Genomic DNA, 25,231 nt, shown 5'->3' with positions numbered 1-25,231 from the left:
CCTCTCACCCCCTGGAGACATCCCCCATGCGTACGAGTAGGAAGATCGCCCTGGTCTCCGCGGTTCTCGCGGCCGGGACCGGCGCCGCAGTGCTCCCGATGACCTTCGCCAGCGCCGCCGCGGCGTGTGCCCCGGCGTGGAGCGCGTCGGCGACCTACGTCAAGGACAACGTGGCCTCGCAGAGCGGCCACAACTACACGGCGAAGTGGTGGACCCAGAACGAGTCGCCGGCCACCCACAGTGGCCAGTGGGACGTCTGGATCGACAACGGCTCCTGTGGTGGCACCACCACGCCGCCGACCACCACCCCGCCGACCGGGCCGACCACCCAGCCGCCGACCACCGGCACCAAGATGGCCTCGGCGCCGTACGTCTACCCGGGCTGGGGCAACCCGCCGGCCCCGTCGACCGTCGTCAGCGCCACCGGCATCAGGTCCTTCACCATGGCGTTCGTGCTGGCCAGCGGTGGCTGCAACCCGGCGTGGGACGGTGAGTCCGGCCTGACCGGCGGCGTGCACGCGAGCTACCTCAGCCAGATCAAGGCGGCCGGCGCCGACGTCGTCCCGTCGATCGGCGGCTGGAGCGGCAACAAGCTCGGCCCGAACTGCTCGACCGCCGAGGCGCTCGCCGGCGCGTACCAGAAGGTGATCGACGCCTTCGGCCTGAAGGCGATCGACATCGACATCGAGAACACCGACGAGTTCGAGAACACCACGGTCCAGGACCGGGTGCTCACCGCTCTGAAGATCGTCAAGGCGAACAACCCGTCGGTGAAGACGATCGTCACCTTCGGCACCACGCCGACCGGCCCGAGCTACTACGGCACCCGGCTGGTCCAGCAGGCCAAGGCGCTCGGCGCGAACATCGACATCTTCACCCAGATGCCGTTCGACTTCGGCGGCGGCTCGGACATGTACGCCGCGACGACCGGCGCCACCGAGGGCCTGAAGAACCTGGTCAAGACCACCTTCGGGTACACCGACGCGCAGGCGTACTCGCACATCGGCATCTCCGGCATGAACGGTCTCTCCGACCAGCAGGAGGTCACCACGGTCGACACCTGGACCCGGATCCGCGACTACGCCAAGAGCAAGGGCCTGGCCCGCTTCACCTTCTGGGCGGTCAACCGGGACCGTGGCTGCGCCGGCGGCGGCGTGGTCTCCGACTGCTCCGGCATCGCGCAGGACACCTGGGCGTTCACCAAGGTCAGCGCGGGCTTCTGACCTGATCATCGGTGCGCGGTCGCTCGTTCTTCGAGCGGCCGCGCACCTTTTTCGCGATCCACCACCCGATCGCCACCGCGAAGAACGCCCAGACCGCGTAGTCGAACCAGTGGCTGTACCGCTGCACGTCCTGCCAGCGGGAGCCGAGCGCGTACCCGGCGCCCACGAAGATCGCGTTCCACACCCCGCTGCCGGCCGCGGTGCAGAGCGCGAACCGCCCGAGCGGCATCCGGTTCGCCCCGGCCGGGATCGACACCAGGCTGCGCACCACCGGCGCGCACCTGCCGAACAGCACCGCCGCGTTCTCGTGCCGCTCGAACCAGCGGTCCGCCTTGTCCAGGTCGCTCACGTCGACCAGTGGGATCCGGTCCAGCCAGCGCCGTAGCCGTTGTTCACCGAGACCGCGGCCCAGCCAGTAGAGCAGCAGCGCGCCGGCCAGCGCGCCGAGCGTCGCGGCGGCCCAGACCAGCACCAGGTTGACCCGTCCCTCGCCGGCCAGGAAGCCGGCCATCGACAGCACGATCTCGCTGGGGATCGGCGGGACCAGGTTCTCCAGCGCGACGAGCAGGCCGACGCCGGCCGCGCCCAGCGCGTCGATGACCGAGGCCACCCAGCCGGCCAGCCCACTCAGTTCTGCCATCCACCCCTCCTACCCGGCCGGCCGCGGGGCAACCCTTCCCGTATATACCGATGACCGGTATATTCCTCGATCATGACCGACGCCCCTCTACGGGAGCCCACGTTCCTGGTGCTCACCGCGTTGGCCGCGGAGCCACGACACGGCTATGCCGTGATCGAGGACGTGGCCGAGATGACCGGCGGACGGGTCCGGCTGCGCGCCGGCACCCTCTACGCCGCCCTCGACCGCCTGCGCGCCGACGGCCTGATCGAGGTCGATCGCGAGGAGGTCGTGCAGTCCCGGCTGCGGCGCTACTACCGGCTCACCGGGGCCGGCGAGCGGAGCCTCGCCGTCGAGACCGCCCGCCTGCGCGCCCAGGCCACCATCGCGGAGCGCCGCCTGCGCGCCCGCCGCACCAGCCTCGGAGGGGCGACCACGTGAGCACTTTGGAGAGTCGTTACCGTCGCCTCCTGCGGATCTACCCGGCCGCCCACCGGGCCGCTTACCAGGAGGAGATGCTGGGGGTGCTGCTGGCCGGTTCGCCGCCGGGCCGCCGGTTCCCCACCCCGGCCGACGCGCTGGACCTGCTCCGCGCCGGCCTCACGGCCCGCTTCACCCGGCGACCGGCACCCGCTTCCGGTACGCCGTGGCGCGACGCCGCCGCCGTGACCGGGTTGCTCGCCGCCCTGCTCCTCGGCGGCTTCGCCCTGGCGACGTTCGCGGAGACGCTGATCGACCTGGTGCGGGGCGACGCGCGGCAACTCGCCGGCGTGCGCGGCCTGATCGACCCGGGGCTTCGGGCCGTGGCCTGGCTGGCCGTCGCCGCCGTGGCGGTGACCGGCCGCCGGCGCGCCGCCGCCGTGCTGTCCGGCGTCGCGCTCCTGACCGAGCTCGGCACCCTGGCCTTCTGGCTGGGGCTCACCCCGTGGCAGTCGTTGCGCCTGGCCTGGACACCGATCGTGGCGATCCTGGTGACCGCCGCGTTCGTCTCGGCTCGCACGGCCCGTCCGATCCGGAGCATGCTGGGTGGTTTCGGCCTCGCCCTGCTCGCCGTCGCGGCGATCGGGTCGGCCGCCGCGGCCTGGGCGGCGGAGTCATCCGTCCTGGAGATCGACGATCTGTCGGTCTGGTTGCCGCTGGCCCTGTTCACCGGCGTGGTGATCGGCATCGACCCACCGGTGCGCCGCCGGGTGGTGCCACTCTTCCCGGTGACGCTGCTGGGGCCGGTCGCCTTCCTGCAGGCGTGGGACTCGACCGTGCTGGCGGGCTACTCCGGTGGCCTCGTCCCGCAGGTCGTCACGGCGCGGGAGTCGGCGCTCTCGCTGGCCCCGGTCGCCATCGTCGTCACCGCGGTCGCGGGGCTCTGGGCCGGCATACGTTTTGTGGCCCGGAGGCGCGGACAAGTAAGGGAGCATGAGTGACCGGTGGTACCAGAAGGCGGTCGTGTACTGCCTCGACATCGACACCTTCGCCGACTCGAACGGTGACGGGTGCGGAGACATCCCCGGGCTGATCGGCAGGCTCGACTATCTGGCCCGGCTGGGCGTCACCTGCCTGTGGCTGAATCCGATCCACCCCTCGCCGGACCGCGACGACGGCTACGACGTCGCCGACTTCTACAACGTCGATCCGCGGTTCGGCAACCTCGGGGACTTCGCCGAGCTGCTGCACCAGGCCGGCAACCGGGGCATCAAGGTGATCATCGACCTGGTGGTCAACCACACCTCCGACAAGCACCCGTGGTTCGTCTCCGCGCGGTCGTCACCGGACTCGCCGTACCGTGACTGGTATGTCTGGAGCGAGACCGCTCCGGCGGACCGCAACCAGGGCATGGTCTTCCCCGGCGAGCAGGCGGAGACCTGGAGTTACGACCGGACCGCGAAGCTCTGGTACTACCACCGGTTCTACAGGTTCCAGCCGGACCTCAACATCAAGAACCCCGAGGTGCGCGAGGAGATCAAGAAGATCTGCGCGTTCTGGCTGCAGCTCGGGGTGGCCGGGTTCCGGATGGACGCGGTGCCGTTCATCATCGAGGAGACCGACCCGGGCAACCCGGACTCGCCGAAGAACTTCGAGTTCCTCACCGAGCTGCGCCAGCACGTCCAGTGGCGCAAGAGCGACGCGGTGCTGCTCGCCGAGGCCAATGTGGAGCCCGCCCAGCTGGTCACCTACTTCGGCGACGAGGGCGGCTCCGGCAACCGGATCCACATGCTGTTCGACTTCATGCTGAACGCCAAGATGATCCTGGCGCTGGCCCGCGAGGACCCGGAGCCGATAATCGACGGCCTGCGCGACACCCCCAAGCTGCCGTCCGGCGGCCAGTGGGCCACGTTCCTGCGCAACCACGACGAGATCGACCTGTCCCGGCTCACCGCCGAGCAGCGGGCGGACGTCTTCGCGAAGTTCGGCCCGGACGAGAACATGCAGCTGTACGGCCGGGGCATCCGCCGCCGCCTGGCCCCGATGCTGGGCAACGACCGCCGCCGCCTGGAGCTGGCGTACGCGTTGCAGTTCAGCCTGCGCGGCACCCCGGTGCTGCGGTACGGCGAGGAGATCGGGATGGGCGACGATCTAGCACTGGAGGGCCGGGACGCGATCCGTACCCCGATGCAGTGGTCCGCCCTGCCCAACGCCGGTTTCTCCACCGCGGATCCGGGCGACCTGGTCCGGCCGGTGGTCACCGACGACGGCTTCGGCTACCAGCGGGTCAACGTGACACTGCAACGGCACGACCCGAAGTCGCTGCTGTCCTGGTTCGAGCGGATGATCCGGACGCTGCGCGAGGCGCCGGAGATCGGCAGCGGCCAGTGCACCCACGTCGACGTGCCGGCGCCGAGGGGCCTGCTGGTGCACCGCGCCGACGACGGCACCGGGACCATGCTCTTCCTGCACAACCTCGGGCCGGATCAGGTGACCGTCGATCTGAGCAGCATCGCCGGCGAGGCGGAGATGCCCAACGACGTGCTGGCCGACGCGGAATACCCGGATCCGGGCAAACTCGCCGACCTTCCGGTGGGTGGGTACGGATACCGGTGGATCCGGCTGCGCAGAACGGCGTAGGCGCGACTAGCATCGGCCTCCGGGAGCAGCGAAGATCACAACCGGAGGCCGCAGTGTCGCAGTCCGCATCGTCCAGGGTCGCCATCGTCACCGGAGCCGCGCGCGGCATCGGTGAGGCCATCGCGCTCAAACTCGCCGCCGACGGCCTGGCCGTCGCGGTCGTCGACCTGGACGAGGGCGCCTGCGCCAACACGGTCACCGCGATCCACGACGCCGGCGGCACCGCCGTCGCGATCGGCGCCGACGTCGCCGACGCGGCGCAGGTGAGCGCCGCCGTGGAGCGGGTGGTGGCCGAGCTCGGCGCGCCGACCGTGCTGGTCAACAACGCCGGCGTGCTGCGTGACAACCTGCTGTTCAAGATGAGCGAGGACGACTGGGACACCGTGATGTCGGTGCACCTGAAGGGCTCGTTCCTGTTCACCAAGGCCGTGCAGAAACACATGGTGGACGCCGGCTACGGCCGGATCGTCAGCCTGTCGAGCACCTCGGCGCTGGGCAATCGCGGACAGGCGAACTACGCGGCGGCCAAGGCCGGCCTGCAGGGCTTCGTCAAGACCCTGGCGATCGAGCTCGGCAAGTTCGGCATCACGGCGAACGCGGTGGCCCCCGGCTTCATCGTCACCGACATGACCCGGGCCACCGCGTCCCGGATGGGCGTCGACTTCGCCGACTTCGAGAAGGCGATGATCGGTCAGATCCCGGTGGCCCGCGCGGGCCGTCCCGAGGATGTGGCGAACACCGTCTCGTTCCTGGTGAGCGAGGGTGCCGGATTCGTGTCCGGACAGGTGATCTACGTGGCCGGTGGGCCCAGAGACTGATGCTGGCAACTTGCTGAGAACGGCTACAAAGAAGTGATGAATCGGCGCATGAGTTCCCGCAGCGTGTCGTTGACCAGCACATTTCTGCTGCTCGCCGCGGGCGGTGCGGCGGCTTGTGACAACGACGACGACTACTCGTACCAATACACCGACGAGGGCTTCTACTGCGCCGACGAGAACGGCGTGGTGGTCCCCGAGGACTACTGCGACGACGACGACAACGGCGGCGGCTATCACGGCGGTGGGGTGTATTACATCTACCACTCGTCCGGTTACCGCTCCGGCTATCCGGTGGGCTACAAGCTGCCCTCCGGGGGCAGCCGGTTCGCCTACAACGACGCGGCGTCGCGCAGCGCGTACGGGCTGCCCAGCAAGGGCCGGGTCGGCAACGGCACGGTCAAGACCAGCGTGGTCGGCAAGGGCGGCAGCGGCGGGCACGGCAGCAGCGGCCACGGCTCGTCCGGCGGCTGACCGATGAAACGAATTCCGTACGGGCCGGTCCGGGACGGCTGGCGACTGACCAACTTCAGTCTCGGGCTGACGTACAACGACGACGTGCTGCCGGACGGGTCGATGTACTCGTACTGGCAGGAGGGGCCGTACTACGACTTCTCCGCGGCCGAGATCGAGGAGCTGGAGGCGGCCACCGCGACGCTGTACGCGATGTGCCTGGAGGCCGGCGACTGGATGGTCGAGCAGTGCCCCCGGCGCACCGCCGAGGGTCGCCGGCGCGGCTACTTCGACTCGGTGTGCACGCCTGACGTCTGCTTCCTGACCCGGATCGGCGTGCCCGAGTACACCCACGAGCAGATCATCCGGACCTGGTTCGACGGCGACGCGGACACCTGGACGCACCGCGACAAGGATCCGGACGGGCGGGTGCCGCTGCAGACCCCGGACTTCTCGCCGTCCGTCTACGGCCGCTTCGACCTCTGGTACAACGGCGCCGGCACCACGCCCAAGCTGCTCGAGTTCAACGCGCAGACGCCGACCGCGCTGGTCGAGGCGGCGGTCATCCAGTGGCACTGGATGGACCAGACCGGGATCAGCAAGCACCCGTGGCGGCAGTGGAACTCCATTCACGACCGGCTGGTCGGCTGGGAGGCGACTCCGGACGGCGAGCCGGCCGAGCTCGGCGCCTGGCGGCGCAACATCGCCAAGCTGCGCGAGGCCCGGCCCTGGCTCCCGGAGAAACCGAAGATCTACTTCGCGTACGAGACGTCGGACACCTCGGGCGAGGACCGGATGAACGTCGCGTACCTGATGTCCACCGCGGAGGAGGCCGGCTTCCCGGTCGAGCTGATCGCGATGAGCCAGATCGGCTGGGACGTCAGCGACGACCGGGTGGTCTACGTGCCCGGGCCGGGGCGCGAGCACGAGGCGCAGCCGATCGATGTGATCTTCATGCTCTACCCGTGGGAGTGGTTCTGGCACGAGGAGGGTGGCAAGGCCTTCTTCCGGAACATGGCGGACCCGGCGAAACGCGGGACGGTGTGGATCGAGCCGCCCTACAAGGCGGCGCTGCTCGGGCACAAGGCGCTGCTCCCGGTGCTGTGGAAACTCTTCGGCGACGACCCGGAGCGGGGGAAGTACCTGCTGCCGGCGTTCTTCGCCGACTCCACGGGCGCCAAGACGCTCACGTCGTACGCGAAAAAGCCCGTCTGGGGCCGGGAGGGCGGCTCGGTCACCCTGGTCCGGGACGGGACGCCGATCGCCGAGAACCCCTCGGAGTACGGCTCGGACGGGCTCTACGTCGTGCAGCAGCTCTGCGAGCTGCCGTCCTTCGAAGGGCTGGAGGGCACCGTGCACCCGGTGATCGGGGCCTGGCTGATCGACGGGGAGCCGGCCGGGATGGGCATCCGGGAGGACCTCGGCACGGCCGGCCTGGTCACCAAGAACAGCTGCAACTTCCTGCCGCACGCGATCGAGACCGATTACTGACCGTTCGGCCGACCCTGGCCGACCCGTCGAGTACTGGCATCAAAATAGACAAAATGGTATAATGCACCCGGAAGCTGCCTAATGTGGTCGGCGCCGCGCCAGCAGGTGCGGCGCCGTTCGCATTTCCGGAGGTACCCGGTGGACCGCGTCGAGCAGTTCTTCCAGACGTTCACGGCACTCGCCCCCGAGGAGGTGGGTGGCTGTTTCGCCGACTCGTTCCTGTCCGCGGACGCCACCGGGGCGCGGCCGGTCTCCCGGGCGGAGTTCCTGCGGGCCCTGCCCCGGCGGGCCGCGATGTTCGCCGCGCTGGGCGTGGGCCGGGCCGAACTGACCAGGCTGACCAGCGACCGCCTCGACGACAACTACGTGCTGGTCCGCACCGAGTGGGCAGCGCCCCGGCTGTCCGGCGGCGCCCCGGTCCCGATGGTCTCGTCGTACCTGCTGCACGACGACGGCACCCGCCTGGAGATCGTCCTCTACCTGAACCACGAGACGCCGCTCCCGCCCCGCGCCTGACGGACCGCCGGCCCGCGCCGGGTCCGCTTCCCCGCGCGCTTCGCCATTTCCGGTACGCCCGGAGCCCGCGCCCCACGCCCGTCCCCTCGCCGCCCCGCCGGTCAGCGTGCGGCGCGTCCCGCTCGCGACGCGTCCCCGCTCTCCGGTTCGTCCCGCGCCCCGGCCCGGTCGAGCGTCCGTCTCCGATCCGCGACCCGCCGGTCCACCGGCCGCGGTGGTTACCCGTGGGCGGCCGGGCCGGGTGCGTTCAGGACTGGGCGGAATCGGTCGTCTGCGGGCGGTGGCGCCAGATCCACCAGAGGCCGACGAAGGGCAGGATCAGCGGGACGTAGCCGTAACCGCTGCCGAAGCGGGACCAGACCGTGTCGTCCGGGAAGGCGACCCGGTCGGCGATGCTGAGAGTGCCGACGAGCAGCACGCCGATCAGTTCGACGGTGCAGCTGACCAGGGCGATCAGCCGCCCCCGGGAACCGCCGACGGCCAGGCCGACGGTGGCGGCCAGGTAGACCGCGCCGGCCAGGGCGGACAGCAGGTAGGCGAGCGGGGCCTCGGCGAAGTGCGTGCTGATCTGGACCAGGGCGCGGGCGCTGGCGGAGAGCGCGAACGTGCCGTAGACCAGCAACAGCACCCGGCCGAGGCCGGTGCCGAGGGCCGCGTCGCGCGGCCGCCCGGCGGTCCGGACCGGTGCCGGGTCGCCGGGCGGGGGAGTGGGGGTCTGCTCAGGCACCGGTCACCGACGCGATCTGCTGCAGGCGCAGCACCAGGACGGGCAGGACGACGGCGCCGACGCCGAGGATCAGGGTGCCCCAGCGGGTCGGCTCCAGCTTGGCCAGCCAGAGGGCGGCCGGGGCGAAGGCGATGGTGGTGACCAGGTAGCCGGCGAAGGTGGTGGTGTCCGACGGGCGGGAGCCGTCGAAGAGGCCGATCACCGCCACCACCACGAGGACCGCGCCCAGCGCGCTCAGCACGCCCATCGCGAGCAGGTCGGCGCGGCTCGGCGCGCGGTCGAGCGCGCTGCGCAGGAAGAACCACGCCGCCAGGAGGAGAGCGACGACGATCGTCGTCACCGAGAGGGGACCGTTCACCCGGCACAGGTTACTGAGGGGTCGCTGGGCTGGTAACTTCCGGCCCCGGAGATCACGCTGGCGGAGAGGTGGGCGAATCAGTGCGCTTCGGATTGTTCGGTACCGGTCCCTGGGCTCGGATGGTGCACTCGGCGGCCCTGGCGCGGCATCCCGGGGTCGAACTCGCCGGGGTCTGGGGGCGGAACCCGGAGAAGGCCGCGGAACTCGCCGGTGAGCACGGAACCCGGGCATACGCCGACCCGGACGAGCTGATCGCCGCGGTGGACGCGGTCGCGATCGCGCTGCCGCCGGACGTCCAGGCGCCGATCGCCATCCGGGCCGCCCGGGCGGGGCGGCACCTGGCGCTGGACAAGCCGGTGTCCCTGCGTACCGAAGAAGCTCGGGAACTGGCCTCGGCCGTCGCGGACCGCGACGTGGCGTCGGTCGTCTTCTTCACCCGGCGGTTCGTGCCGGAGTGCGCGACGTTCCTCGCCGACGCGGTGGCGACCGGCGGCTGGACCGAGGCGCGGGTGGACCACCTGGGGTCGATCTTCACGCCGGACAACCCGTTCGGGGCGTCGCCCTGGCGGCGCGAGCGCGGCGGCCTCTGGGACGTCGGCCCGCACGCGTTGTCGCTGGTCCTGCCGGTACTCGGGCCGGTCGTCGAGGTGGCCGGGCTGACCGGTGCGCGGGATCTGACCGCGCTGGTGCTGCGCCACGAGGGCGGCGCGATCAGCCGGCTCACCCTGTCGCTGGACGCGCCGGCGGCGACGGTGCGGGCGGGCGCCGAGTTCGCCGGGGAGGCCGGCGTGCGGGTGCTGCCCGAGGTGGAGTTCTCCGCGGTGGACTGTTTCACCCGGGCGGTGGACCAGCTGCTGGCCGCGGCGGCCGGTGGGGAGCGCCCGGCCTGTGATGTCGCCTTCGGTCAGCGGGTGACCGAGGTGCTGGAGGCGGCCGATCGGGCGATCCGGGAGGGGCGCGCCGTCCGGCTCGGTTGAGCTGTGCTCGGCACCGTCCCCGCCTGCCGTCCGGCTCGGTTGATTCGTGCTCGTCGCCGTCGCCGCCCGCCGTCATCGGGTGGTGGCCGGCGATCGCTCGGTCCGGCTCGACGGAGCCGGACCGGGACGCGATCATGCGTCGTCGCCGGGAGCCGGGCCCGGCGGCGGTGGTCGCTCAAAGTAATCGGAAACGCGAAATGATGCCGGCCGCGGAAAGTGACGTGAGCGCCCAAAGCGGCGCCGGCGTCACGGGACGGTGCGCTCGATCGCCGCGGCGCCGTCGCGCTCCAGCTCGGCTCGGGCCCGGGCGATGTTCGCCGGCGTCGGGTCCTTGCCCTGGGCCACGGCCAGGTCCTCCGGATCCCAGGGCTGCTCGGCGCCGGTGCGCCAGACGGGTGGCGTGGCGGCCTCCGACGAGGTCCGGACAGTGCTCATGGGTGCCCCTTCCAGGTGATCGACCGGTTGTTCCGGTATCCGGTTTCTCATTCTGTACGCCGGGTAGGGGCAACGACGCCCGAACTGAGCGCTAACTGGACAGAACCTGCGCGTTACGGATGGACGCAAAGTAGCGAGCCGAATACATTTTCGCGTGTCACGAGTGCCCGGGGCGTATCGTCCCGACAACGGCCCCGGCGGGGTCGTCGGCGCGCGTGAGGTGAGGGGACGAATCTGCATGACGCACCGCACCGCAGCGAAACGAATGCCAGCCGGCCGACGGATCGATCGTGGAGGCTCGGCGTGACCGGGCTCTGGGACGCCGAGCGCGACGCGGGTGAGGTGGTGCGGGCACTGACCGGCCTGGCCGCCCTGCTCGGGCGCGACGCCGCGGACCCCGGCCCGGACCAGGACACTCTTCGGATCGTGCGGCAGCTGGTCGCGAACGGCGCGGCCTCGGCCGCCCGGGTGCAGGCCTACCTGCACGAGCGAGGTGGCGCCGGTGACGGCGAGGCCGCCGCGGTGCCGTCGTCGCTGGCCCCGTGGCGCGAGTGGGTGCCGTCGCGCGGCCATCTCTTCGGGACCGGCCGGGGGCATGGTGCTCGCACGATGCGCCGGATCAACGAGGTGCCGCAGCCGCGCCGGTGCGACCCGGGAGAGTGAATCCCGGCCCGCCGGTGGCGAGTCCCAGTGTGCCTCGGCGGGCTCGTGCCCGGCGGCCGGTCCAGGTCCGCCCGATGGCCGGTCAGGTGCGGCCGGCACCCCGGCCGGGCGATGGGGGAAGCGCTGGTCAGCCGGTGCGGCGCAGGGTCTCGGAGGGTGCGGCGCCGAAACGCGCCCGGTAGGCCGAGGCGAACCGGCCCAGGTGGGCGAAACCCCAGCGGTGCGCCACCGCGGCCACGGTGACAGCGGCCGGGTCGGCGCGGCGCAGCGTCTCGTGCGCCCGGGTCAGCCGGGTCTCCTGCAGATACGCCATCGGCGTGCAGCCGACGTGCCGCCGGAACCCCTCCTGCAGCGAGCGCACGCTCATCCGCGCCACCCGGGCCAGGTCGGCGACCGTGAACGGCCGGTCCGGCTCCTGGTTGATGATGTCCAGCACCCGCCGGATCGCCCGCGGCGGCCCGGCGGTGGCCGGCGCGACCAACTCGTCGCGGTACCGGTGCGGGACGCTGAGCAGCAGTCCGCTGAGCACGCTGCTGCACAGGTGCTCGGCGATCAGCGGCTGGTAGATCAGGCTGCTCTCGTGCTCCAGCTCGTCGTGCAGCAGCCGGATCAGCCGGCTCCAGCTGTGCGCCGGCCCGCAGGTCAGGTCGAAGGCCGCCGGCAGGTCGACAGGTCCCTCGACCGGGTGACCGAGGAGCGCGGCGAGTTCGTTCTCCAGGGCCCATCGCTCGATCCGTACGTCGATCTCCGCGGACGGGGTCTCCGGGCGCAGGTAGACCGGATCGCCGGGGCGGAAGGCGACAGCGGTGGCCGGCCCGGCGGTCACCTCCCGGCCGTTGCGCCGGGCCAGCACCCGCCCGGCGGTCGGCAGGGTCAGGTGGTAGGCGTCGGCCTCGGGGGCGACCAGAGTTACGCGCCCCGCGAACGTGAGATGACCGACGGTGAGGGGTCCGAGTTGGATCACCTCGGCGCCGACCACCACCTCCGCGCTCTCCGGCGCTCCGAGCGACACCGGGTGGTAGAAACGATTCAAGACATCACGGGCCTCCCGGACTCCGACGCTGTCGAAGTGCACGGCGCCCGTGGACAACGGGCCGGTGCTCACGGTGGGGGCCGTGTCAGACATGCCGTCCGGTGCTCCATCGCATACGGTGAGTATTCGGTCCGATTCAGTGGACAGTCAACGTGGTCGCCACGCAGTGACCGTTCCAGCACATTCCGGCCATATGAACTACTCTGGCGTTCCGCGCCTACGTGGCGTAACTTGCAGACCAGCGGATTGTTGTAGGAACGCGGGTTCCTTGTGGCGTGTCCCAGCGAACGCCGCGTGCGGACGACCCTTCTCCGGCCGGGCGCACCGTGTCCCGCGGCAAGTCGGCGTCGGACCTCCCGACGCCAGAAGAGAGGGCAGCTGTGTATCTGCCGATCACGACCCGCCAGCTGGCCGACGGCACTGTCGAGATCGCCCCGAGCGGGGAGATCGATCTGGACAACGCGCACGTCATGCGGGACGCCGTCAACGACGTCCTGACCACCATGACACCCCTGAAGATCTGTTTGGATCTCCAGCGCGTCATGCTGATCGACAGCATCGGGATCGGGATTCTGGTGGCGTGTTTCCACACCGCCGCCGCCAGCGGTATCAAGCTGGTGGTGAGCCACCCCAGTGCCACTGTCTACCGGCAACTGTGGGTGTCCGGCTTGGTCGGCCTTCTGGGCTGTGCCGAGCCACCCTCCCCGCGCACCTCGGTGGGGCTCCGGCCCTCCTGACGCGCGGTCCTCGCCGCGGTTCACCCCAGCGGGGGTGGCGGCCGACCGAATCCGATTGAGCACCGACGGCGTGGCCCGTCATCCCCTCGGGGGTGACGGGCCACCTCGCTGTCCGGATCCGAAACACGGCTCAGCGTGGGCGGTCGAGGAAGTCCACCGTGGCGGCCACGGCCTGGCTGACGTACTCGTCGTTGTCGTAGAGGTCGACGTGCCGGGTGCAGTCCAGCCAGCGGGTCTCGTCCGCGTGCATCGCCTCGGCCAGCTCGGGTGAGCAGTACTCGTCCACCCGGCCGTGCACGATCAGGCTGGGCGGCAGCAGCGGGCGGACACCGAGCACGTCCAGCGTCATCAGGCTGTGCAGCGAGCCGCGGGTCACCCGGTTCTCCCAGGTGCCACGGCCGATCCAGCGGGAGTAATAGGACCACGGCTCCTCGCCGGGCATCGCGGCCTCACCGGACTCGGCGACCGCCGGGATCTCCTCGTCGTAACGGTCCAGCATGTCCGTCAGGGCTTTTCGGTACGCCTCCAGGCCCATCCGCTCGGCGAACCAGGCCGGGCTGTTGTAGGCACCGGCGATCCCGGCCACGGCGCGCACCCGGGGGTCGGTGGCGGCGGCGCGCATCGCGTAACCGGCGCCGAGGCAGACACCGACCACCGCCCGGTCGTACCCGTCCAGCACCCCGACGGCGGCTCGCAGGTCGGCGAGTTTGCCCTGGCTGTCCTCGTGACCGCGGCGCCCCTCGCTGGCACCGAAGCCACGGTGGTCGAACGTCAGGGTGGTGATCCCGGCGGCGGTCAGGCGCTCCGCGTAATCGGCCACGACCTGCTCCTTGACGCCGGTGAACGGGCCGGTGAGCACCGCGGCACGGGTGCCCGGGGCGGTCCGCAGGACGCCGGAGAGCCGCAGTCCCTCGCTGAAGAACGTCACTGTTTCTGTCACAGGCCGACGTTAGGCTGCGGGGGCAACGGCGGACAGAAGGCACTTCGGAGTACCCATGGGGGCCGGGCTGTGGACCTTTTCGTACCGGACGTGCTGGCCGAGGACTGCGTCACCAGGCAGGCCCTGGAGCGGCTGGCGGTCAAGTGGCGGGTGCTGCTGATCTACGCACTGGCCGACGGGGCACAGCGGCCGGCCCGGCTGCGCCGGCGCATCCCCGGGATCACCCCGAAGATGCTGACCGAGACGCTGCGCGGGATGGAGGCGGATGGCCTGGTGGTCCGCCGGGTGTACAAAGCGGACCCGCCGCAGCACGTGGAGTATGAGCTGACCGAGCTGGGCCGCACCCTGCGCGAGCCGCTGGCCGCGATCTGCGCCTGGGCCCGGGAGCACGGCCCATGACAGCGAAAGCTGGGCGGGCAGGGTCCGGGGCGGGGCGTGCTCAGTCGTTCAGCTGGGTGTGCTGGATCTCGGTGAGCGCGGCGGTCAGCCACGGGCGGAGGTCGCGCCTGGCCAGCAGATCGGTGATCAGCAGGGCGGCGTTGCGGGCCAGCGCGTCCGGTTTCGGGGCCGGCATCCCGTCCTCGTCCAGCACGCCCAGCGCGCCGGCCAGCAGCCAGAGCACCACCTGCGGATGTGCCTCGGGGTGCGCGCGCACGCAGGAGGCCAGCGCGTCCCGGATGTCGTCGGCGGTCAGCCCGTCGGGGTGCCCGTCCTCCAGCAGCAGCCGCACCGTGGTGCCCAGGATCAGCCCGGTGTGCGCCGGATCCAGCCCGGCCAGGTCGCCGGCGGCCTCGTCCAGCGCCGCCTCGTCGTGGGTCCGGACAGCGTCGACCGCCGCGGTGGTGGCCGCCGCCACGGGCCGGGCCGGCGCCGGCAGATGCCGCCAGTTCGCAGTCATCCCGCGACCCTATCGGCACCCAGTCCCGGCGCTGACACGTCGCGGCCACCCCCGAATCGAGCCGTCCCGCAGCAGCCGGGCGTGGGCCGCACGGTCACCTGCGGATCGGGGCGGCCGGGACCAGCCAGGCCCGGTCCCGGGCGGGCCGCAGGAGGCGTCGAGGATCGGCTCCACCTCGGCCGCGGGCACGACCATCGCCGGGCAATCCGGCACGACCACCGCGGGGCGGTCCTGCACGATCACGGCGGGGCGGTCCGGCACGGCCACTGCGGGGCGGTCCGACACCGTTATTGCGGTTCGGGGTGGCACGACATCGGGTTTTGGGTGGCACGGGCTGCTTCGGTGGGCTGGCACGACCAGCCGGGTTCGGGCGGCTCGGCTCGGTTCGGGGCGGCGCGGCTCGGTTTGGGGCGGCGCGGTTGGAGCGGCGCGGTTTGGGGCGGCGCGGTTTGGGGTGGCGCGGTTTGGGGTGGCGTGGCGGGGCCGCTCGGGTTTGGGGTTGGCGGATCGTGAGCACACGCGGGCGTCGCCCTTTCGGGTTTCGCGTTCTGGGCGCGCCAGCGCCCTGCGAAGCCCGGAAGGGTCCCTGGCGGGAGCGACGATCGGTGATCAGCGCGGATCCGAGTCAGCAATCTCTTGATCTTGATCTTGCGGAAAAGAGGGGAAGAGGGGGCAATGACCAGCTTGGACGCGGTGACGGCGTGGGTCGACGGCTACCGCAGGGCGTGGGAGACGAATGATCCCGACCAGGTGCGAAGCCTGTTCGCCGACGACGCCGCCTATTTCACCGAGCCCTACGCGCAGCCGTGGATCGGTCGCGAGGCGATCGTGCGGGGATGGCTGGAGCATCGGGACGAGCCGGGCACCACCACGTTCGCCTGGCAGCCGCTGATCATCACCGACGAGCTGGCGGTGATCGAGGGGCGCACCGGCTATCCGGACCGGGAGTACCGCAATCTGTGGGTGCTGCGGCTGGACCACACCGGGCAGGCCCGCCAGTTCACCGAGTGGTGGATGGAGGCGCCGCGACCCGAGGCGTGAGCCGGGAGGTCGCGGCATGCCGGCACGGCGGTCGCCGGATGGGTGGAACTGTCGGAGGCGGGGTGTCGGTTTGCCGGATGAGGGGTGTCGGAGGCGAGGTGTCGGTTTGCCGGATGAGGGGGTGTCGGAGGCGGGGTGTCGGTTCGCCGGATGAGGGGCTGTTGACGGTAGGGCGCCGGCTCATCGGATGACGGTGGGGCGCCGGCTCATCGGATGACGGCGGGCGGGGCGGTGGCCACCGGCAGCGTGAGCCGGGACGCGGCGACGTCGACGGTGTGCCGGGAGGCGGCCAGGCCGGGGCCGTCGGTGCCCGGGTTGCGGGCGAACCGGGGGAACGCGCCGCCGGAGATCTGCAACCGCAGGCGGTGACCGGCGAGCAGCCGGTGGAAGCACGCGTCCAGGGTGAGGGTGAGCCGCTGCGGTTCGCCGGCCGGGGCCGCCGGGTCGAGCCGCTGGTGCCGGTCGGTGAAGTTGTGCGAGCGGCCGTGCGGGTCGACGTCGCAGAGCCGGACGAAGACGTCGGCGTGCGGGTTGTCGACGCTCAGCGTGAGGTCGAGCACCGGCGAGCCGATCACGTCGACCGCGGTGGGCAGCGGATCGGTGCTGAAGACCAGCACGTCGGCGCGGGCTTCGAGCGGCCGGTTGTCCTTCACGCCCATCGAGCCGGTCAGCGTGCGGCCGCCCAGTGACGGCGTCGGGTCGGCCGGGTCGTAGCGGAACTCGGCGACGCCCTCCGAGCCGTCCGGCGCGGTGGTGGTCAGCCGGCGCCCGGCCCGCAGGTGCAGGGTGGCCGGCTCGGCCGGTGGCGGCCAGGCGGGCAGCTCGTGCCAGGCCTTCTCGCCGGTCCGGTGCACTCGGACGGGTGACTTGCGGGCCGCCGCGCCACCGGCCAGGTGTTGATCGAGCCAGGCCAGGCTCTCCCGGGCGACCAGACCCGCCGCGTGCAGCCCGACCTGCAGGTGGGTCCACGGGCCGACGGTCAGCGCGACGTCGACGCCGCGCTCGTGCAGCGTCGCGTACTGCTGGAGGGTCTGGTCCAGGAAGAGATCCTGCCAGCCGCCGATCAGCAGGACCGGGGCGTCGACGTTGGTCAGCGCGGCACCCGCCCGATAGGGCTCCCACCACGGGTCGTCGCCGTCCGGGTGACCGACCCACTCGGCGAACCACGGAGCCCGGTCGCCGAGCACCGTCCGGGCGCTGTCGGCCAGCGGCAGGCCGCCGAGCGCGGGCCGCAGCCGGCGCGGGGCGGTGGCCACGCTGAGCACCCGGCGCAGGCCGCCGTCCTCCTGGTGGACGATCTGGTCGCTCCAGCCGAGGAAGTCACCGAGGGTGAAGGCGCCGGTCCCGTAGGTCGCCTCGCGGAAGTCGTGCGGTGCCACGTAGACGACGGCGGCACGCAGCTCCGGCGGCGGCTCCCGCAGCAGCGTCCACTGGGTCCAGCCCAGGTAGGAGGCCCCGAGGGTGGCGAGCCGGCCGTCGAACCAGTGTTGCTCGCGCAGCCAGGCGACGGTGTCGAGGCCGTCGGCGGCCTCCTGGGCCATCGGGGTGAAAGTGCCCTCCGAGCCGAACGTGCCGCGCACGCTCTGCAACAGCACGTGGTAGCCGCGGGCCGCGAACATCCGGCCGTTGAGCGCCGAGGTGAGCAGGTTGCGGCCGTACGGCGTACGGATCAGCACGGTCCCGCCGGGCCGGTCGGTGTGCGGGACGAAGTGATCGCCGAGCAACCGGACACCGTCCCGCATCGGGGTCCGGACGGACTCCACCGAGTAGTGATTCAACACCGGCGCCTGGCCGAGCAATCGGCTCAATACCGCGTCGCCCAGCCGCTGACGTTTCATGCCTGAAGACCATATCGGCGAGCCGGCGAATATGAAAGATGAATGGCATTCGCGCAGTTCTCGGATGTGCGAATCGGCGAGCATTTCGGCACACTGCGTCGGGTGGACGTGGGAAGCAAACTCGGGGGCCGCTATCGGCTGCTGGACGAGCTCGGTCGCGGCGGGATGGCAGTGGTCTGGCGCGCCGCCGACGAGGTGCTGAACCGCCCGGTGGCGGTGAAGGTGCTGGCCGGGCGGTACGCCGACGACGAGCGGTTCCGTTCCCGGATCCTGCACGAGGCGCGCGCGGCGGCGATCCTCTCGCATCCCAACATCGCGCAGATCTACGACTTCGGGGAATCGGACGAGATCCCCTACGTCGTGATGGAATTGATCAACGGGCCGACGCTGCAGCAGTTGCTGTCCGATGCCCCGATCCCGCCCCGGCGGGTATTCCGGATCTGCGGCGAGGTGGCCGCGGCGCTCGCCGCGGCGCATCAGGACGGCCTGGTGCACCGCGACATCAAGCTGGCCAACATCATGGTCACCCCGGCCGGCGCCAAGGTGGTCGACTTCGGGATCGCGGCGGCGGCCGGGCCCGCCGAGCCGGAGGAGGGCCTGCTCGGCACGCCCGCCTACCTGGCCCCGGAGCGGCTGACCGGTGGGGCGATCGAGCCGGCCTCCGACGTCTACGCGCTCGGCGTGCTGCTCTACCGGCTGCTCGCCGACGAGTCGCCGTGGACGGTGGAGACCACCACGCAGATGCTCAGCGCGCACATGTACGTCGAGCCGATGCCGCTGCCCGAGCTGCCCGGAGTGCCGGAAGCGGTCGCCGACCTGGTCGACCGCTGCCTGGCCAAGGAGCCGGCCGACCGGCCGGACGCGGCCGAGGTGTCGGCGGTGCTGGCCGACGCCGTGGAGGCGTCGGTGATCCGCGAGCCGGTGCCGCCGCCACCGGCTCCCACCCGCTTCGACGAGGCGACCGAGGCGATCACCCCGGCGCGGGTGCCGGCTGCGCCGCCTGACCGCCGCCGGCTCGTCCTGGGCTGTGTGCTGGCCGCCCTGGTGCTCGCCGCCGGCGGTTGGTGGCTGACCCGATCGGGTGAACCTCGATCGACCACTGTCGACGCCGTGCCGCCGGTCAGCCGGGACAGCGCCGAGCCGTCCGGCTCCGCGCACCCGTCGCCGGGCGGGTCGCCCGCCCCGACCGGCACCCGGATCTCGCAGCGGCCGGCCGCTGTGGTCTCGCCGGTGGGGCCGGCCGTGGCGTCGGTGCCGTCCCCGGCCCTCTCCTCGGTGCCCGTGCCGAGCCCCAGCGGGGTCAGCGCGGCGCCCAGCGGTTCGGCGCCGGGCGCGGTGGGCACCTGGCTGGAGTCCAAGGGCGGGATGGTTCGCGCGGTCTGCGAGGCCGGCAACGCGCGGCTGCTGGACTGGCAGCCGGCCGAGGGCTTCGAGGTGGAGCGCGCCGACCCGGGGCCGGGCCTGACCGCGTCCGTGGTCTTCGCCGGCGAGCTCAGCCGCTACCGGATGTCCGTCACGTGTTTCGCCGGAAAGCCGTCGGCCGTGGTGCTGCCGCTGTGACGAGGGTTCCGCGGCGTCGGTGCGGGAGTTCAGCGGCAGCCGGCCGCTCCCACCGGGAACTCGACGCGCTCAGCTCGCGAACTTCCGGAACTCCGCGGTGAACTGATACTTCGTCTGCGTGATACCGCTGCAGTCGGCGGCCACCGTGCCGTTGCCGCAGTCGCCGTCGTCGCGGTTCACCGACCGGAACCGGACGAAGCCCAGTCCCTTGTGCCGGGCCCAGTCCAGCAGGTACTGGGCGTCGTCCGGCGCGGTGGTGCCACCGGTGTTGTTCACCCCGATCATCGGGGTGACGCCGAGCATCCGGTAGATCGCCGCCGACCCGGTGTCCGGCCAGATCGCCGCCAGGTCGTCACCCACCGCGCCGGCGGCCAGGGTCATCGCCCGGCCCCAGCCGCCGCCGGCCGCGTCGAGGTTCATCGTCAGCGCGTTGACGGTGACCCGCGCGCCGGCCGCCTTGATCCCCTTGAGCAGGGCGATGCCGGGTCCGGTGAGACCCTCGGTCACGCCGGCCACCGGCAGGGTCACGGTGATCGCGGTGCCCCGGTCCTTCTGCAGCGTGGCCAGCGCCTCGGCCACCGTGTCGATGGTGACCTCCTGCTCGATGTCGACGTCGAGGCGGTTGGCACCGGCCGCGTCCAGGGCCGAGGCGTACGCCGCGGTCAGCTGGTCGGCCCGGCAGGTGCTCTCCAGGTAGGTGCCGGCCTCGCCGCCGGTGGCCACCACCGTCCGTCCGCCCAGCGCCTCGATCCTCGCGACCTGGGCGGCCACCGCCGGGTCGGTGAGCGGCTTCGTGCCGCCCCAGGTGGCGGTGCAGTCCCCGGCGCCGCGGGCCAGCACGTAGGCCAGGGTGAAGTCCTTCTGCCCGGTCGCCTTCGCCACGTCGCCGGCGTCGGCCGTGCCGCTCGCCGGGTCCAGGTAGGGCGCGACCGGCAGGACCTCCGGGATCGTGGTGCTGCCGAGGGCGTTGCCGGTCGGCTCCGGGCTCGGCGCGGCGCCGACGGCCGGCTCCGCCGCCCGCTTCGCATCCCGTTCGCCGTCCCCGGAGCAGCCGCCGAGCAGCAGGAGCAGGGCCGCGGTGGCACAGGTGAGACGGTGGAGGCGCACCCGTGAACTATCGCATCGGCAAAAGCCGCGGGTGGGTGGATTCACGGACGCGACGGACCATCTACCGTACGTCGTGACCCTCCCGGCGTGTCCCCGCACCCGTGCCCCGGCTGTTGTACGCTCCGCCCGTGCCCGACGACAAGATCAATGCTCGCCGTTTTCCCCGGTCGAAGCCGCTCGAATTCCTGATCCTGCTCGTCGTGGCGGTGGTGGTCGCGGCCGGCGTGCGAACCTTCCTGGTGCAGACCTTCTTCATCCCGTCCGGCTCGATGGAGCAGACCCTGCTCCTGAACGACAAGGTTTTGGTGAACAAGGCGGTCTACCGTTTCCGCGATCCGCACCGCGGCGAGATCATCGTCTTCGAGCCGCCGATCGGCTGGGGTGCCGGCCCGAGCGAGCAGGACTACATCAAGCGCGTCATCGGCGTCGGCGGCGACCACGTCATCTGCTGCGACCCGCAGAAGCGCATCACCGTCAACGGCCACCCGCTGGACGAGACCTACCTCTACCCCGGCGACGCGCCTTCCGACGAGGAGTTCGACGTCACCGTCCCGGCGGGCCGCCTGTTCGTCATGGGCGACCACCGCTCCGACTCCGCCGACTCGCGAGCCCACATGGAATCCGACCAGGGCACCATCCCGGTGAACCGGGTGGCCGGCCGGGCCTTCGCCATCTATTGGCCCACTTCTCGCTGGCGCTCACTCTCCGTTCCGGCCACGTTCAGTGACCTCCCCGGGAATGGCTGACATTTAGTCAAGGCAATGTACGGAATTGCTTGACTGCTGTTTTCGCGCGGGTGACCTTACTCATGTCCATCGCCGGGCCGTCCTCTGGGCTGGCCGGTGAGGTGGCCGGGCCCCTCAGATGGCCGGTGAGGCGGCCGGGATCTCTCAGCTGGCCGGTGAGGCTGCCGGGCATCCCGGTTGGCCGGTGAGGCGGCAGGCGTGGGCCGGGGCGCGCTGGGTGTTGGATCGGGCTGGTGCTGACCGGTCGGCGCGGGCACCGGTTGCTGACCGAGGAAGCCAGGCCGGTGCAGGACCAGTCGCTACCCGGTCGAGGAAACCACGCCGGTGCAGGACCAGTCGCTACAGTCGCTACCCGGTCGGGGAAACCGGGCCGGTGCAGGACCAGTCGCTACCGGTCGAGGAAATCGGTCCGTGCAGCCGCTACCGGTCGACGAAATTGCCGATGCCGAATGGCGTGAGATATTTCTAGCTGCACGGACCCCAACACATCGGGCTCATCGGCAGAAGTCATCTTCGGATAGCTGTCGCCCCATGCCGGGAACCCATTCAGGATGCCGACCGTGGCTTCTCAGCCCGTCGAACTCGACGGCACCGGCCACGCGGCCCATGCTCTCAGTGGAACATGGGGGGAACCTATTGCTTTGTGCCCCCGGCAGGATTCGAACCTGCGCTTTCGCCTCCGGAGGGCGACGCTCTATCCCCTGAGCTACGGGGGCCCAGTGGTTCAGAAGCCTAGCAGGCCCTCTGGGGCCACCGCCAATCGGTACCGCCGTGTCGGCGGTCAGCCGGATTGGGCCTGCTTGAGCAGGTCGTCGATGAGTTGGATCTCGCCCTGCTGGGCGGTCACCATGCTGTCGGCGAGCCAGTCGACGTCTTTGTCGTCGGAGAGTTTCTCCGCCTCCTGGGCCATGTGGATGCCGCCCAGGTGGTGGGCCCGCATCAGGGTCAGGAACTGGACGTCCAGCTGCTTACCGGTGGCTCGGCGCAGCGACGCGAGCTGTTCCGGGGTGGCCATGCCGGGCATCAGGCCGTTGACCACCGAGCCGGCCGAGTCGGGCATCCACGCCATCGGCCGCTGGTCGCTGGTCGGACTGAGGTCCCAGTCACGCAGCCAGGCCTGCATGTAGCCGATCTGGGCCTGCTGGGTGGTAGCGATGTCGGCGGCGAGGGTGACGATGCCCGGGGTGCCCGAAGCGGCGTGCGCCACCATCGCCATCTCGACGGCCTGGGCGTGGTGGCTGGACATGTCGCGGAAGAAGCCGGCTTCGACCGAGTCGTCGGCAGGCGTCCGGAATCGCGGGACGACCAGGCCGATCGCGGTGCCGAGCAGGATGCCGACGAGGAGTACGGCGACGGCGGCGTAACCGAATCGTCGCAGCGCCGGCGCCTCTCCGGACGCCGGGGCGGCGTCCGGAGAGGCGACGTCCTGAACCATCAACTGCCCGCCGAGTCCATGCCGGTGCCGTTGCCGGCGCCCGCGGTGATCGGACCGGTGGTGGTGTTGCCGCTGGAGCAGGCCGCACCGGGCTCCATCGAGGCCTTGATCCGGGCGGCCGAGATGAAGTCGTCGATCCGGTCGTCGTTCACGTCGTCGGTCTTGAGCTGGTAGCCCCAGACCTGGACGGAGACGTTCTTGTCGAGGCCGGCGTAGGGCGACATGAGCATGTAGTCCTTGCCCTCGACCTTTTTCTTCAGCACGTCGACCTGGTCGGCGGCGAGGCCCTGCTTGTACGTGATCCAGACCGCACCGTGCTCGAGGCTGTGCACCGCGTGCTCGTTGGCGATCGGCTCGGTGTAGACGTCGCCCATGCAGTTCTGCCAGCTCTGGTTGTGCGCGCCGCCGACCGGCGGGCTGGTCACGTACGTCTGCGCGCCGTCCTTGTGGGTCCGGTCGTCGATCTTCGGGTTCTTCTGGGCGCGGTAGTTGACCACGCCGGAGATGTCGGCGAGCTTGTCGGTCCAGTCGCGGGAGCCCTGGACGGAGGCGTACACGCCGTAGCCGATGATGCCGGCGGCGATCAGGACGACGGCAGCGGCCACCGCGATCGGGCCCCAGTTGCGCCCGCCTGACACCTTGACCGGCGAGACCGGCTTGCGGCCCTTCTTGCCGCTCTTGGCGCCCTGCCGGTCGGAAGCGGTGGTGTTTCCGGTGGTTTTACCGGTGGGCGGCTTACCCTGGCCGGTGGTCTTGCCGACCTTCACGGAGGACGGGACCCGTTCGGGCCCCGGCGTGCTCATGCTCATCGTGCCTCGTCGATTCGTCAAAAAGGGGAAGGGCGGGGCTCGGGTGGCCGCCGAACGCTGAAGTCTACCCCCGATAGCATGGCCCGGTGACTCCCGCCAACCTTGCTGACACCGTTCTCTCAGCTGCTCGTGCCGTATTCGAGACGCGTGGCCTCGACCTGGCCGCGCTGCCCGCGACCACGGCGGTGGAGCGGCCCCGCAACCCCGAGCACGGCGACTACGCCTCGACGCTGGCCCTGCAGCTGGGCAAGAAGGTCGGGGTGGCGCCGCGTGAGCTGGCCGCCGCGCTCGCCGAGGAGCTGGGCCGGCGTGACGGGATCAAGGCGGTGGAGATCGCCGGCCCGGGCTTCCTGAACATCCGGCTGGACGCCGCCGTCACCGGTGCCGTCGCCGGCCTGGTGGTGGCCGCCGGGGCCGCCTACGGCAGCAATGAGCAGCTCGCCGGGCAGAAGATCAACCTGGAGTTCGTCTCGGCGAACCCGACCGGCCCGATCCACCTGGGGCACACCCGGTGGGCGGCGGTCGGTGACTCGCTGCGCCGCGTGCTGTCCGCCGCGGGCGCCGAGGTGACCAGCGAGTACTACATCAACGACGCCGGCGCCCAGGTGGACCGGTTCGCCAGGTCGCTGTTCGCCGCCGCGAACGGCCAGCCGGCGCCGGAGGACGGCTACGGCGGCGACTACATCGGCGAGATCGCCCAGCGGATCCTCGGCGAGCAGCCGGAACTGGCCGGGCAGCCCGCCGAGACCGCGCTGCCGATCTTCTGGTCCCGGGGCTACGCGCTGATGCTGACCGAGATCCGGGAGAGCCTCGAGCGCTTCGGGGTGCACTTCGACGTCTGGTTCTCGGAGAAGACGCTGCACGAGGGCGGTGCCGTCGAGCACGCCATCGACGAGCTTCGCAAGCAGGGCCATATCTTTGAGGACGGTGGCGCGATCTGGCTGCGCACCACCGACTTCACCGATGACAAGGACCGGGTGCTGATCCGGTCGAACGGGGAGAAGACCTACTTCGCGGCCGACGCGGCGTACTACATCAACAAGCGGGAGCGCGGCTTCGACCGCTGCGTCTACCTGCTCGGCGCCGACCACCACGGCTACATCGGGCGGCTCAAGGCGATCGCCGCGTGTGCCGGCGACGACCCCGACAAGAACATCGAGATCCTGATCGGCCAGCTGGTCAACCTGGTCCGGGCCGGCCAGCCGGTGCGGCTGTCGAAGCGGGCCGGCAACATCATCACGCTGGACGAGCTGCTCGAGGCGGTCGGCGCGGACGCCGCGCGGTACTCGCTGGCCCGCTCCTCCACCGACTCGATGCTGACCCTGGACATCGAGGAGATCACCAGGCACTCCAGCGACAACCCGGTCTTCTACGTCCAGTACGCGCACGCCCGGATCTGCTCGATCCTGCGCAACGCCGCCGACAAGGGGATCACCCGCGGCGAGACCTACGACCCGGCGCTGCTCTCCCACGAGCGGGAGAACAACCTGCTCAAGACGCTCGGCCAGTTCCCGGCAGTGGTGGCCACCGCCGCCGAGCTGCGCGAGCCGCACCGGATCGCGGTCTACCTGGAGGAGCGGGTGGCCACCGACTACCACCGGTTCTACGACGCCTGCCAGGTGGTACCGAAGGGCGAGGAGCCGGCCACCGACGTGAACGTTGCGCGGCTCTGGCTCGTCGAGGCCACCCGTACGGTGATCGCAAACGGTTTGGCCCTGCTCGGGGTCTCCGCTCCGGAGAGGATGTAAGC

At 71.2% G+C, this 25,231-nt stretch carries 27 protein-coding genes and 1 tRNA gene; 16 read left to right on the top strand and 12 right to left on the bottom strand.

All coding sequences use genetic code 11. The features are described from left to right. The first annotated feature begins 26 nt into the window (after positions 1–26). Entirely contained in the window at positions 27–1,223 is a 1,197-nt protein-coding gene (locus tag Actob_RS38940) for a glycosyl hydrolase family 18 protein (RefSeq protein ID WP_284916978.1), read from the top strand. Here the strand turns inward: Actob_RS38940 and Actob_RS38935 are convergent. Further along, complete coding sequence (locus Actob_RS38935) at positions 1,207–1,863, bottom strand: DedA family protein (protein ID WP_284916977.1); 657 nt, start codon at positions 1,861–1,863, stop codon at positions 1,207–1,209. The two genes, Actob_RS38940 and Actob_RS38935, sit on opposite strands and share 17 nt — an antisense overlap. Before the next feature lie 72 nt (positions 1,864–1,935). Here Actob_RS38935 and Actob_RS38930 point away from each other — a divergent pair, with 72 nt between their 5' ends. From Actob_RS38930 to Actob_RS38900, 7 genes are all read left to right on the top strand, one after another. After that, entirely contained in the window at positions 1,936–2,283 is a 348-nt protein-coding gene (locus Actob_RS38930; protein WP_284916976.1) for a PadR family transcriptional regulator, read from the top strand. Next, a complete protein-coding gene (locus tag Actob_RS38925) occupies positions 2,280–3,263 on the top strand; it encodes a hypothetical protein (RefSeq protein WP_284916975.1) in 984 nt (327 codons plus the stop codon). Before Actob_RS38930 ends, Actob_RS38925 begins: the two co-directional genes overlap by 4 nt. Further along, the gene (locus Actob_RS38920) at positions 3,256–4,902 is read left to right on the top strand and encodes an alpha-amylase family protein (protein ID WP_284916974.1); all 1,647 of its coding nucleotides are present in this window, start codon (positions 3,256–3,258) and stop codon (positions 4,900–4,902) included. The genes Actob_RS38925 and Actob_RS38920 overlap by 8 nt, the downstream gene beginning before the upstream one ends. A 53-nt stretch (positions 4,903–4,955) precedes the next feature. Next, positions 4,956–5,720 (top strand): SDR family oxidoreductase, encoded by a 765-nt coding sequence (locus Actob_RS38915; protein WP_284916973.1) that lies wholly within the window; start codon positions 4,956–4,958, stop codon positions 5,718–5,720. A gap of 48 nt (positions 5,721–5,768) precedes the next feature. After that, positions 5,769–6,191 (top strand): hypothetical protein, encoded by a 423-nt coding sequence (locus tag Actob_RS38910; protein ID WP_284916972.1) that lies wholly within the window; start codon positions 5,769–5,771, stop codon positions 6,189–6,191. A gap of 3 nt (positions 6,192–6,194) precedes the next feature. Further along, positions 6,195–7,661 (top strand): glutathionylspermidine synthase family protein, encoded by a 1,467-nt coding sequence (locus tag Actob_RS38905; RefSeq protein WP_284916971.1) that lies wholly within the window; start codon positions 6,195–6,197, stop codon positions 7,659–7,661. A 138-nt stretch (positions 7,662–7,799) separates the two neighbouring features. Then, positions 7,800–8,177 (top strand): nuclear transport factor 2 family protein, encoded by a 378-nt coding sequence (locus tag Actob_RS38900; RefSeq protein ID WP_284916970.1) that lies wholly within the window; start codon positions 7,800–7,802, stop codon positions 8,175–8,177. A 247-nt stretch (positions 8,178–8,424) separates the two neighbouring features. On the opposite strand, the gene Actob_RS38895 is transcribed toward Actob_RS38900, so the two are convergent. Together Actob_RS38895 and Actob_RS38890 are read right to left on the bottom strand one after the other, a co-directional pair. Further along, positions 8,425–8,904: a hypothetical protein gene (locus Actob_RS38895; RefSeq protein WP_284916969.1), complete on the bottom strand. Its 480-nt coding sequence runs from the start codon at positions 8,902–8,904 to the stop codon at positions 8,425–8,427. Then, a complete protein-coding gene (locus Actob_RS38890) occupies positions 8,897–9,262 on the bottom strand; it encodes a hypothetical protein (protein WP_284916968.1) in 366 nt (121 codons plus the stop codon). The genes Actob_RS38895 and Actob_RS38890 overlap by 8 nt, the downstream gene beginning before the upstream one ends. An 80-nt stretch (positions 9,263–9,342) precedes the next feature. Between Actob_RS38890 and Actob_RS38885 the strand changes: the two genes are divergently transcribed. Then, entirely contained in the window at positions 9,343–10,239 is an 897-nt protein-coding gene (locus Actob_RS38885) for a Gfo/Idh/MocA family protein (protein ID WP_284916967.1), read from the top strand. 246 nt (positions 10,240–10,485) lie between these two features. Here the strand turns inward: Actob_RS38885 and Actob_RS38880 are convergent, their stop codons facing one another. Continuing rightward, positions 10,486–10,674, bottom strand: coding sequence for a hypothetical protein (locus tag Actob_RS38880; protein ID WP_284922554.1), 189 nt, complete (start codon positions 10,672–10,674; stop codon positions 10,486–10,488). Between the two features lie 303 nt (positions 10,675–10,977). Between Actob_RS38880 and Actob_RS38875 the strand changes: the two genes are divergently transcribed. Beyond that, positions 10,978–11,337, top strand: coding sequence for a hypothetical protein (locus tag Actob_RS38875; RefSeq protein ID WP_284916966.1), 360 nt, complete (start codon positions 10,978–10,980; stop codon positions 11,335–11,337). A gap of 127 nt (positions 11,338–11,464) precedes the next feature. Here Actob_RS38875 and Actob_RS38870 read toward each other — a convergent pair whose 3' ends face one another. Next, complete coding sequence (locus Actob_RS38870; protein WP_284916965.1) at positions 11,465–12,463, bottom strand: AraC family transcriptional regulator; 999 nt, start codon at positions 12,461–12,463, stop codon at positions 11,465–11,467. A 287-nt stretch (positions 12,464–12,750) separates the two neighbouring features. Between Actob_RS38870 and Actob_RS38865 the strand changes: the two genes are divergently transcribed. After that, the gene (locus Actob_RS38865; protein ID WP_284916964.1) at positions 12,751–13,107 is read left to right on the top strand and encodes an STAS domain-containing protein; all 357 of its coding nucleotides are present in this window, start codon (positions 12,751–12,753) and stop codon (positions 13,105–13,107) included. A 130-nt stretch (positions 13,108–13,237) separates the two neighbouring features. On the opposite strand, the gene Actob_RS38860 is transcribed toward Actob_RS38865, so the two are convergent. After that, positions 13,238–14,047: an alpha/beta hydrolase gene (locus Actob_RS38860; RefSeq protein ID WP_284916963.1), complete on the bottom strand. Its 810-nt coding sequence runs from the start codon at positions 14,045–14,047 to the stop codon at positions 13,238–13,240. Positions 14,048–14,116: 69 nt separating this feature from the next. Here Actob_RS38860 and Actob_RS38855 point away from each other — a divergent pair, with 69 nt between their 5' ends. Beyond that, positions 14,117–14,446, top strand: coding sequence for a winged helix-turn-helix transcriptional regulator (locus tag Actob_RS38855; protein ID WP_284916962.1), 330 nt, complete (start codon positions 14,117–14,119; stop codon positions 14,444–14,446). Positions 14,447–14,486: 40 nt separating this feature from the next. On the opposite strand, the gene Actob_RS38850 is transcribed toward Actob_RS38855, so the two are convergent. Beyond that, on the bottom strand, positions 14,487–14,945 hold the full coding sequence (locus tag Actob_RS38850; protein ID WP_284916961.1) for a hypothetical protein: 459 nt from the start codon (positions 14,943–14,945) through the stop codon (positions 14,487–14,489). 675 nt (positions 14,946–15,620) lie between these two features. Between Actob_RS38850 and Actob_RS38845 the strand changes: the two genes are divergently transcribed. Beyond that, positions 15,621–15,986 carry a nuclear transport factor 2 family protein gene (locus Actob_RS38845; protein WP_284916960.1) on the top strand — a complete coding sequence of 122 codons (366 nt, stop codon included), beginning with the start codon at positions 15,621–15,623 and terminating at the stop codon, positions 15,984–15,986. 206 nt (positions 15,987–16,192) lie between these two features. Here Actob_RS38845 and Actob_RS38840 read toward each other — a convergent pair whose 3' ends face one another. Continuing rightward, complete coding sequence (locus Actob_RS38840) at positions 16,193–17,824, bottom strand: CocE/NonD family hydrolase (protein WP_284916959.1); 1,632 nt, start codon at positions 17,822–17,824, stop codon at positions 16,193–16,195. 102 nt (positions 17,825–17,926) lie between these two features. Here Actob_RS38840 and Actob_RS38835 point away from each other — a divergent pair, with 102 nt between their 5' ends. Continuing rightward, complete coding sequence (locus Actob_RS38835) at positions 17,927–19,384, top strand: serine/threonine protein kinase (RefSeq protein ID WP_284916958.1); 1,458 nt, start codon at positions 17,927–17,929, stop codon at positions 19,382–19,384. 69 nt (positions 19,385–19,453) lie between these two features. Here the strand turns inward: Actob_RS38835 and Actob_RS38830 are convergent, their stop codons facing one another. Next, on the bottom strand, positions 19,454–20,491 hold the full coding sequence (locus Actob_RS38830) for a glycoside hydrolase family 18 protein (protein WP_284916957.1): 1,038 nt from the start codon (positions 20,489–20,491) through the stop codon (positions 19,454–19,456). 128 nt (positions 20,492–20,619) lie between these two features. Here Actob_RS38830 and lepB point away from each other — a divergent pair, with 128 nt between their 5' ends. Then, positions 20,620–21,237, top strand: coding sequence for a signal peptidase I (gene lepB / locus Actob_RS38825; protein WP_284916956.1), 618 nt, complete (start codon positions 20,620–20,622; stop codon positions 21,235–21,237). Positions 21,238–21,881: 644 nt separating this feature from the next. On the opposite strand, the gene Actob_RS38820 is transcribed toward lepB, so the two are convergent. The 3 genes from Actob_RS38820 to Actob_RS38810 form a co-directional block, all read right to left on the bottom strand. After that, positions 21,882–21,953, bottom strand: a tRNA-Arg gene (locus Actob_RS38820). Between the two features lie 65 nt (positions 21,954–22,018). Then, positions 22,019–22,672 (bottom strand): DUF305 domain-containing protein, encoded by a 654-nt coding sequence (locus Actob_RS38815; protein ID WP_284916955.1) that lies wholly within the window; start codon positions 22,670–22,672, stop codon positions 22,019–22,021. Continuing rightward, complete coding sequence (locus tag Actob_RS38810; protein ID WP_284916954.1) at positions 22,672–23,481, bottom strand: DUF3105 domain-containing protein; 810 nt, start codon at positions 23,479–23,481, stop codon at positions 22,672–22,674. Before Actob_RS38810 ends, Actob_RS38815 begins: the two co-directional genes overlap by 1 nt. Positions 23,482–23,567: 86 nt before the next feature. On the opposite strand from Actob_RS38810, the gene argS reads away from it, so the two are divergent. Beyond that, positions 23,568–25,229 carry an arginine--tRNA ligase gene (gene argS / locus Actob_RS38805; RefSeq protein WP_284916953.1) on the top strand — a complete coding sequence of 554 codons (1,662 nt, stop codon included), beginning with the start codon at positions 23,568–23,570 and terminating at the stop codon, positions 25,227–25,229. Positions 25,230–25,231 lie beyond the last annotated feature (2 nt).

Origin of the sequence: Actinoplanes oblitus, assembly GCF_030252345.1 — a bacterium.
Classification (GTDB): Bacteria; Actinomycetota; Actinomycetes; order Mycobacteriales; family Micromonosporaceae; genus Actinoplanes; species Actinoplanes oblitus.
The sequence above is the reverse complement of the archived record's forward strand: the minus strand, read 5'-3'. Positions and strand labels throughout refer to the sequence as shown.

Bases quoted from the DNA above. Each gene is read 5' to 3' on its own strand.
- Actob_RS38940 (WP_284916978.1), top strand. From the start codon at position 27: ATGCGTACGAGTAGGAAGATCGCCCTGGTCTCCGCGGTTCTCGCGGCC.
- Actob_RS38935 (WP_284916977.1), bottom strand. From the start codon at position 1,863: ATGGCAGAACTGAGTGGGCTGGCCGGCTGGGTGGCCTCGGTCATCGAC.
- Actob_RS38930 (WP_284916976.1), top strand. From the start codon at position 1,936: ATGACCGACGCCCCTCTACGGGAGCCCACGTTCCTGGTGCTCACCGCG.
- Actob_RS38920 (WP_284916974.1), top strand. From the start codon at position 3,256: ATGAGTGACCGGTGGTACCAGAAGGCGGTCGTGTACTGCCTCGACATC.
- Actob_RS38910 (WP_284916972.1), top strand. From the start codon at position 5,769: ATGAGTTCCCGCAGCGTGTCGTTGACCAGCACATTTCTGCTGCTCGCC.
- Actob_RS38905 (WP_284916971.1), top strand. From the start codon at position 6,195: ATGAAACGAATTCCGTACGGGCCGGTCCGGGACGGCTGGCGACTGACC.
- Actob_RS38880 (WP_284922554.1), bottom strand. From the start codon at position 10,674: ATGAGCACTGTCCGGACCTCGTCGGAGGCCGCCACGCCACCCGTCTGG.
- Actob_RS38870 (WP_284916965.1), bottom strand. From the start codon at position 12,463: ATGTCTGACACGGCCCCCACCGTGAGCACCGGCCCGTTGTCCACGGGC.
- Actob_RS38850 (WP_284916961.1), bottom strand. From the start codon at position 14,945: ATGACTGCGAACTGGCGGCATCTGCCGGCGCCGGCCCGGCCCGTGGCG.
- Actob_RS38845 (WP_284916960.1), top strand. From the start codon at position 15,621: ATGACCAGCTTGGACGCGGTGACGGCGTGGGTCGACGGCTACCGCAGG.
- Actob_RS38840 (WP_284916959.1), bottom strand. From the start codon at position 17,824: ATGAAACGTCAGCGGCTGGGCGACGCGGTATTGAGCCGATTGCTCGGC.
- Actob_RS38815 (WP_284916955.1), bottom strand. From the start codon at position 22,672: ATGGTTCAGGACGTCGCCTCTCCGGACGCCGCCCCGGCGTCCGGAGAG.
- Actob_RS38810 (WP_284916954.1), bottom strand. From the start codon at position 23,481: ATGAGCATGAGCACGCCGGGGCCCGAACGGGTCCCGTCCTCCGTGAAG.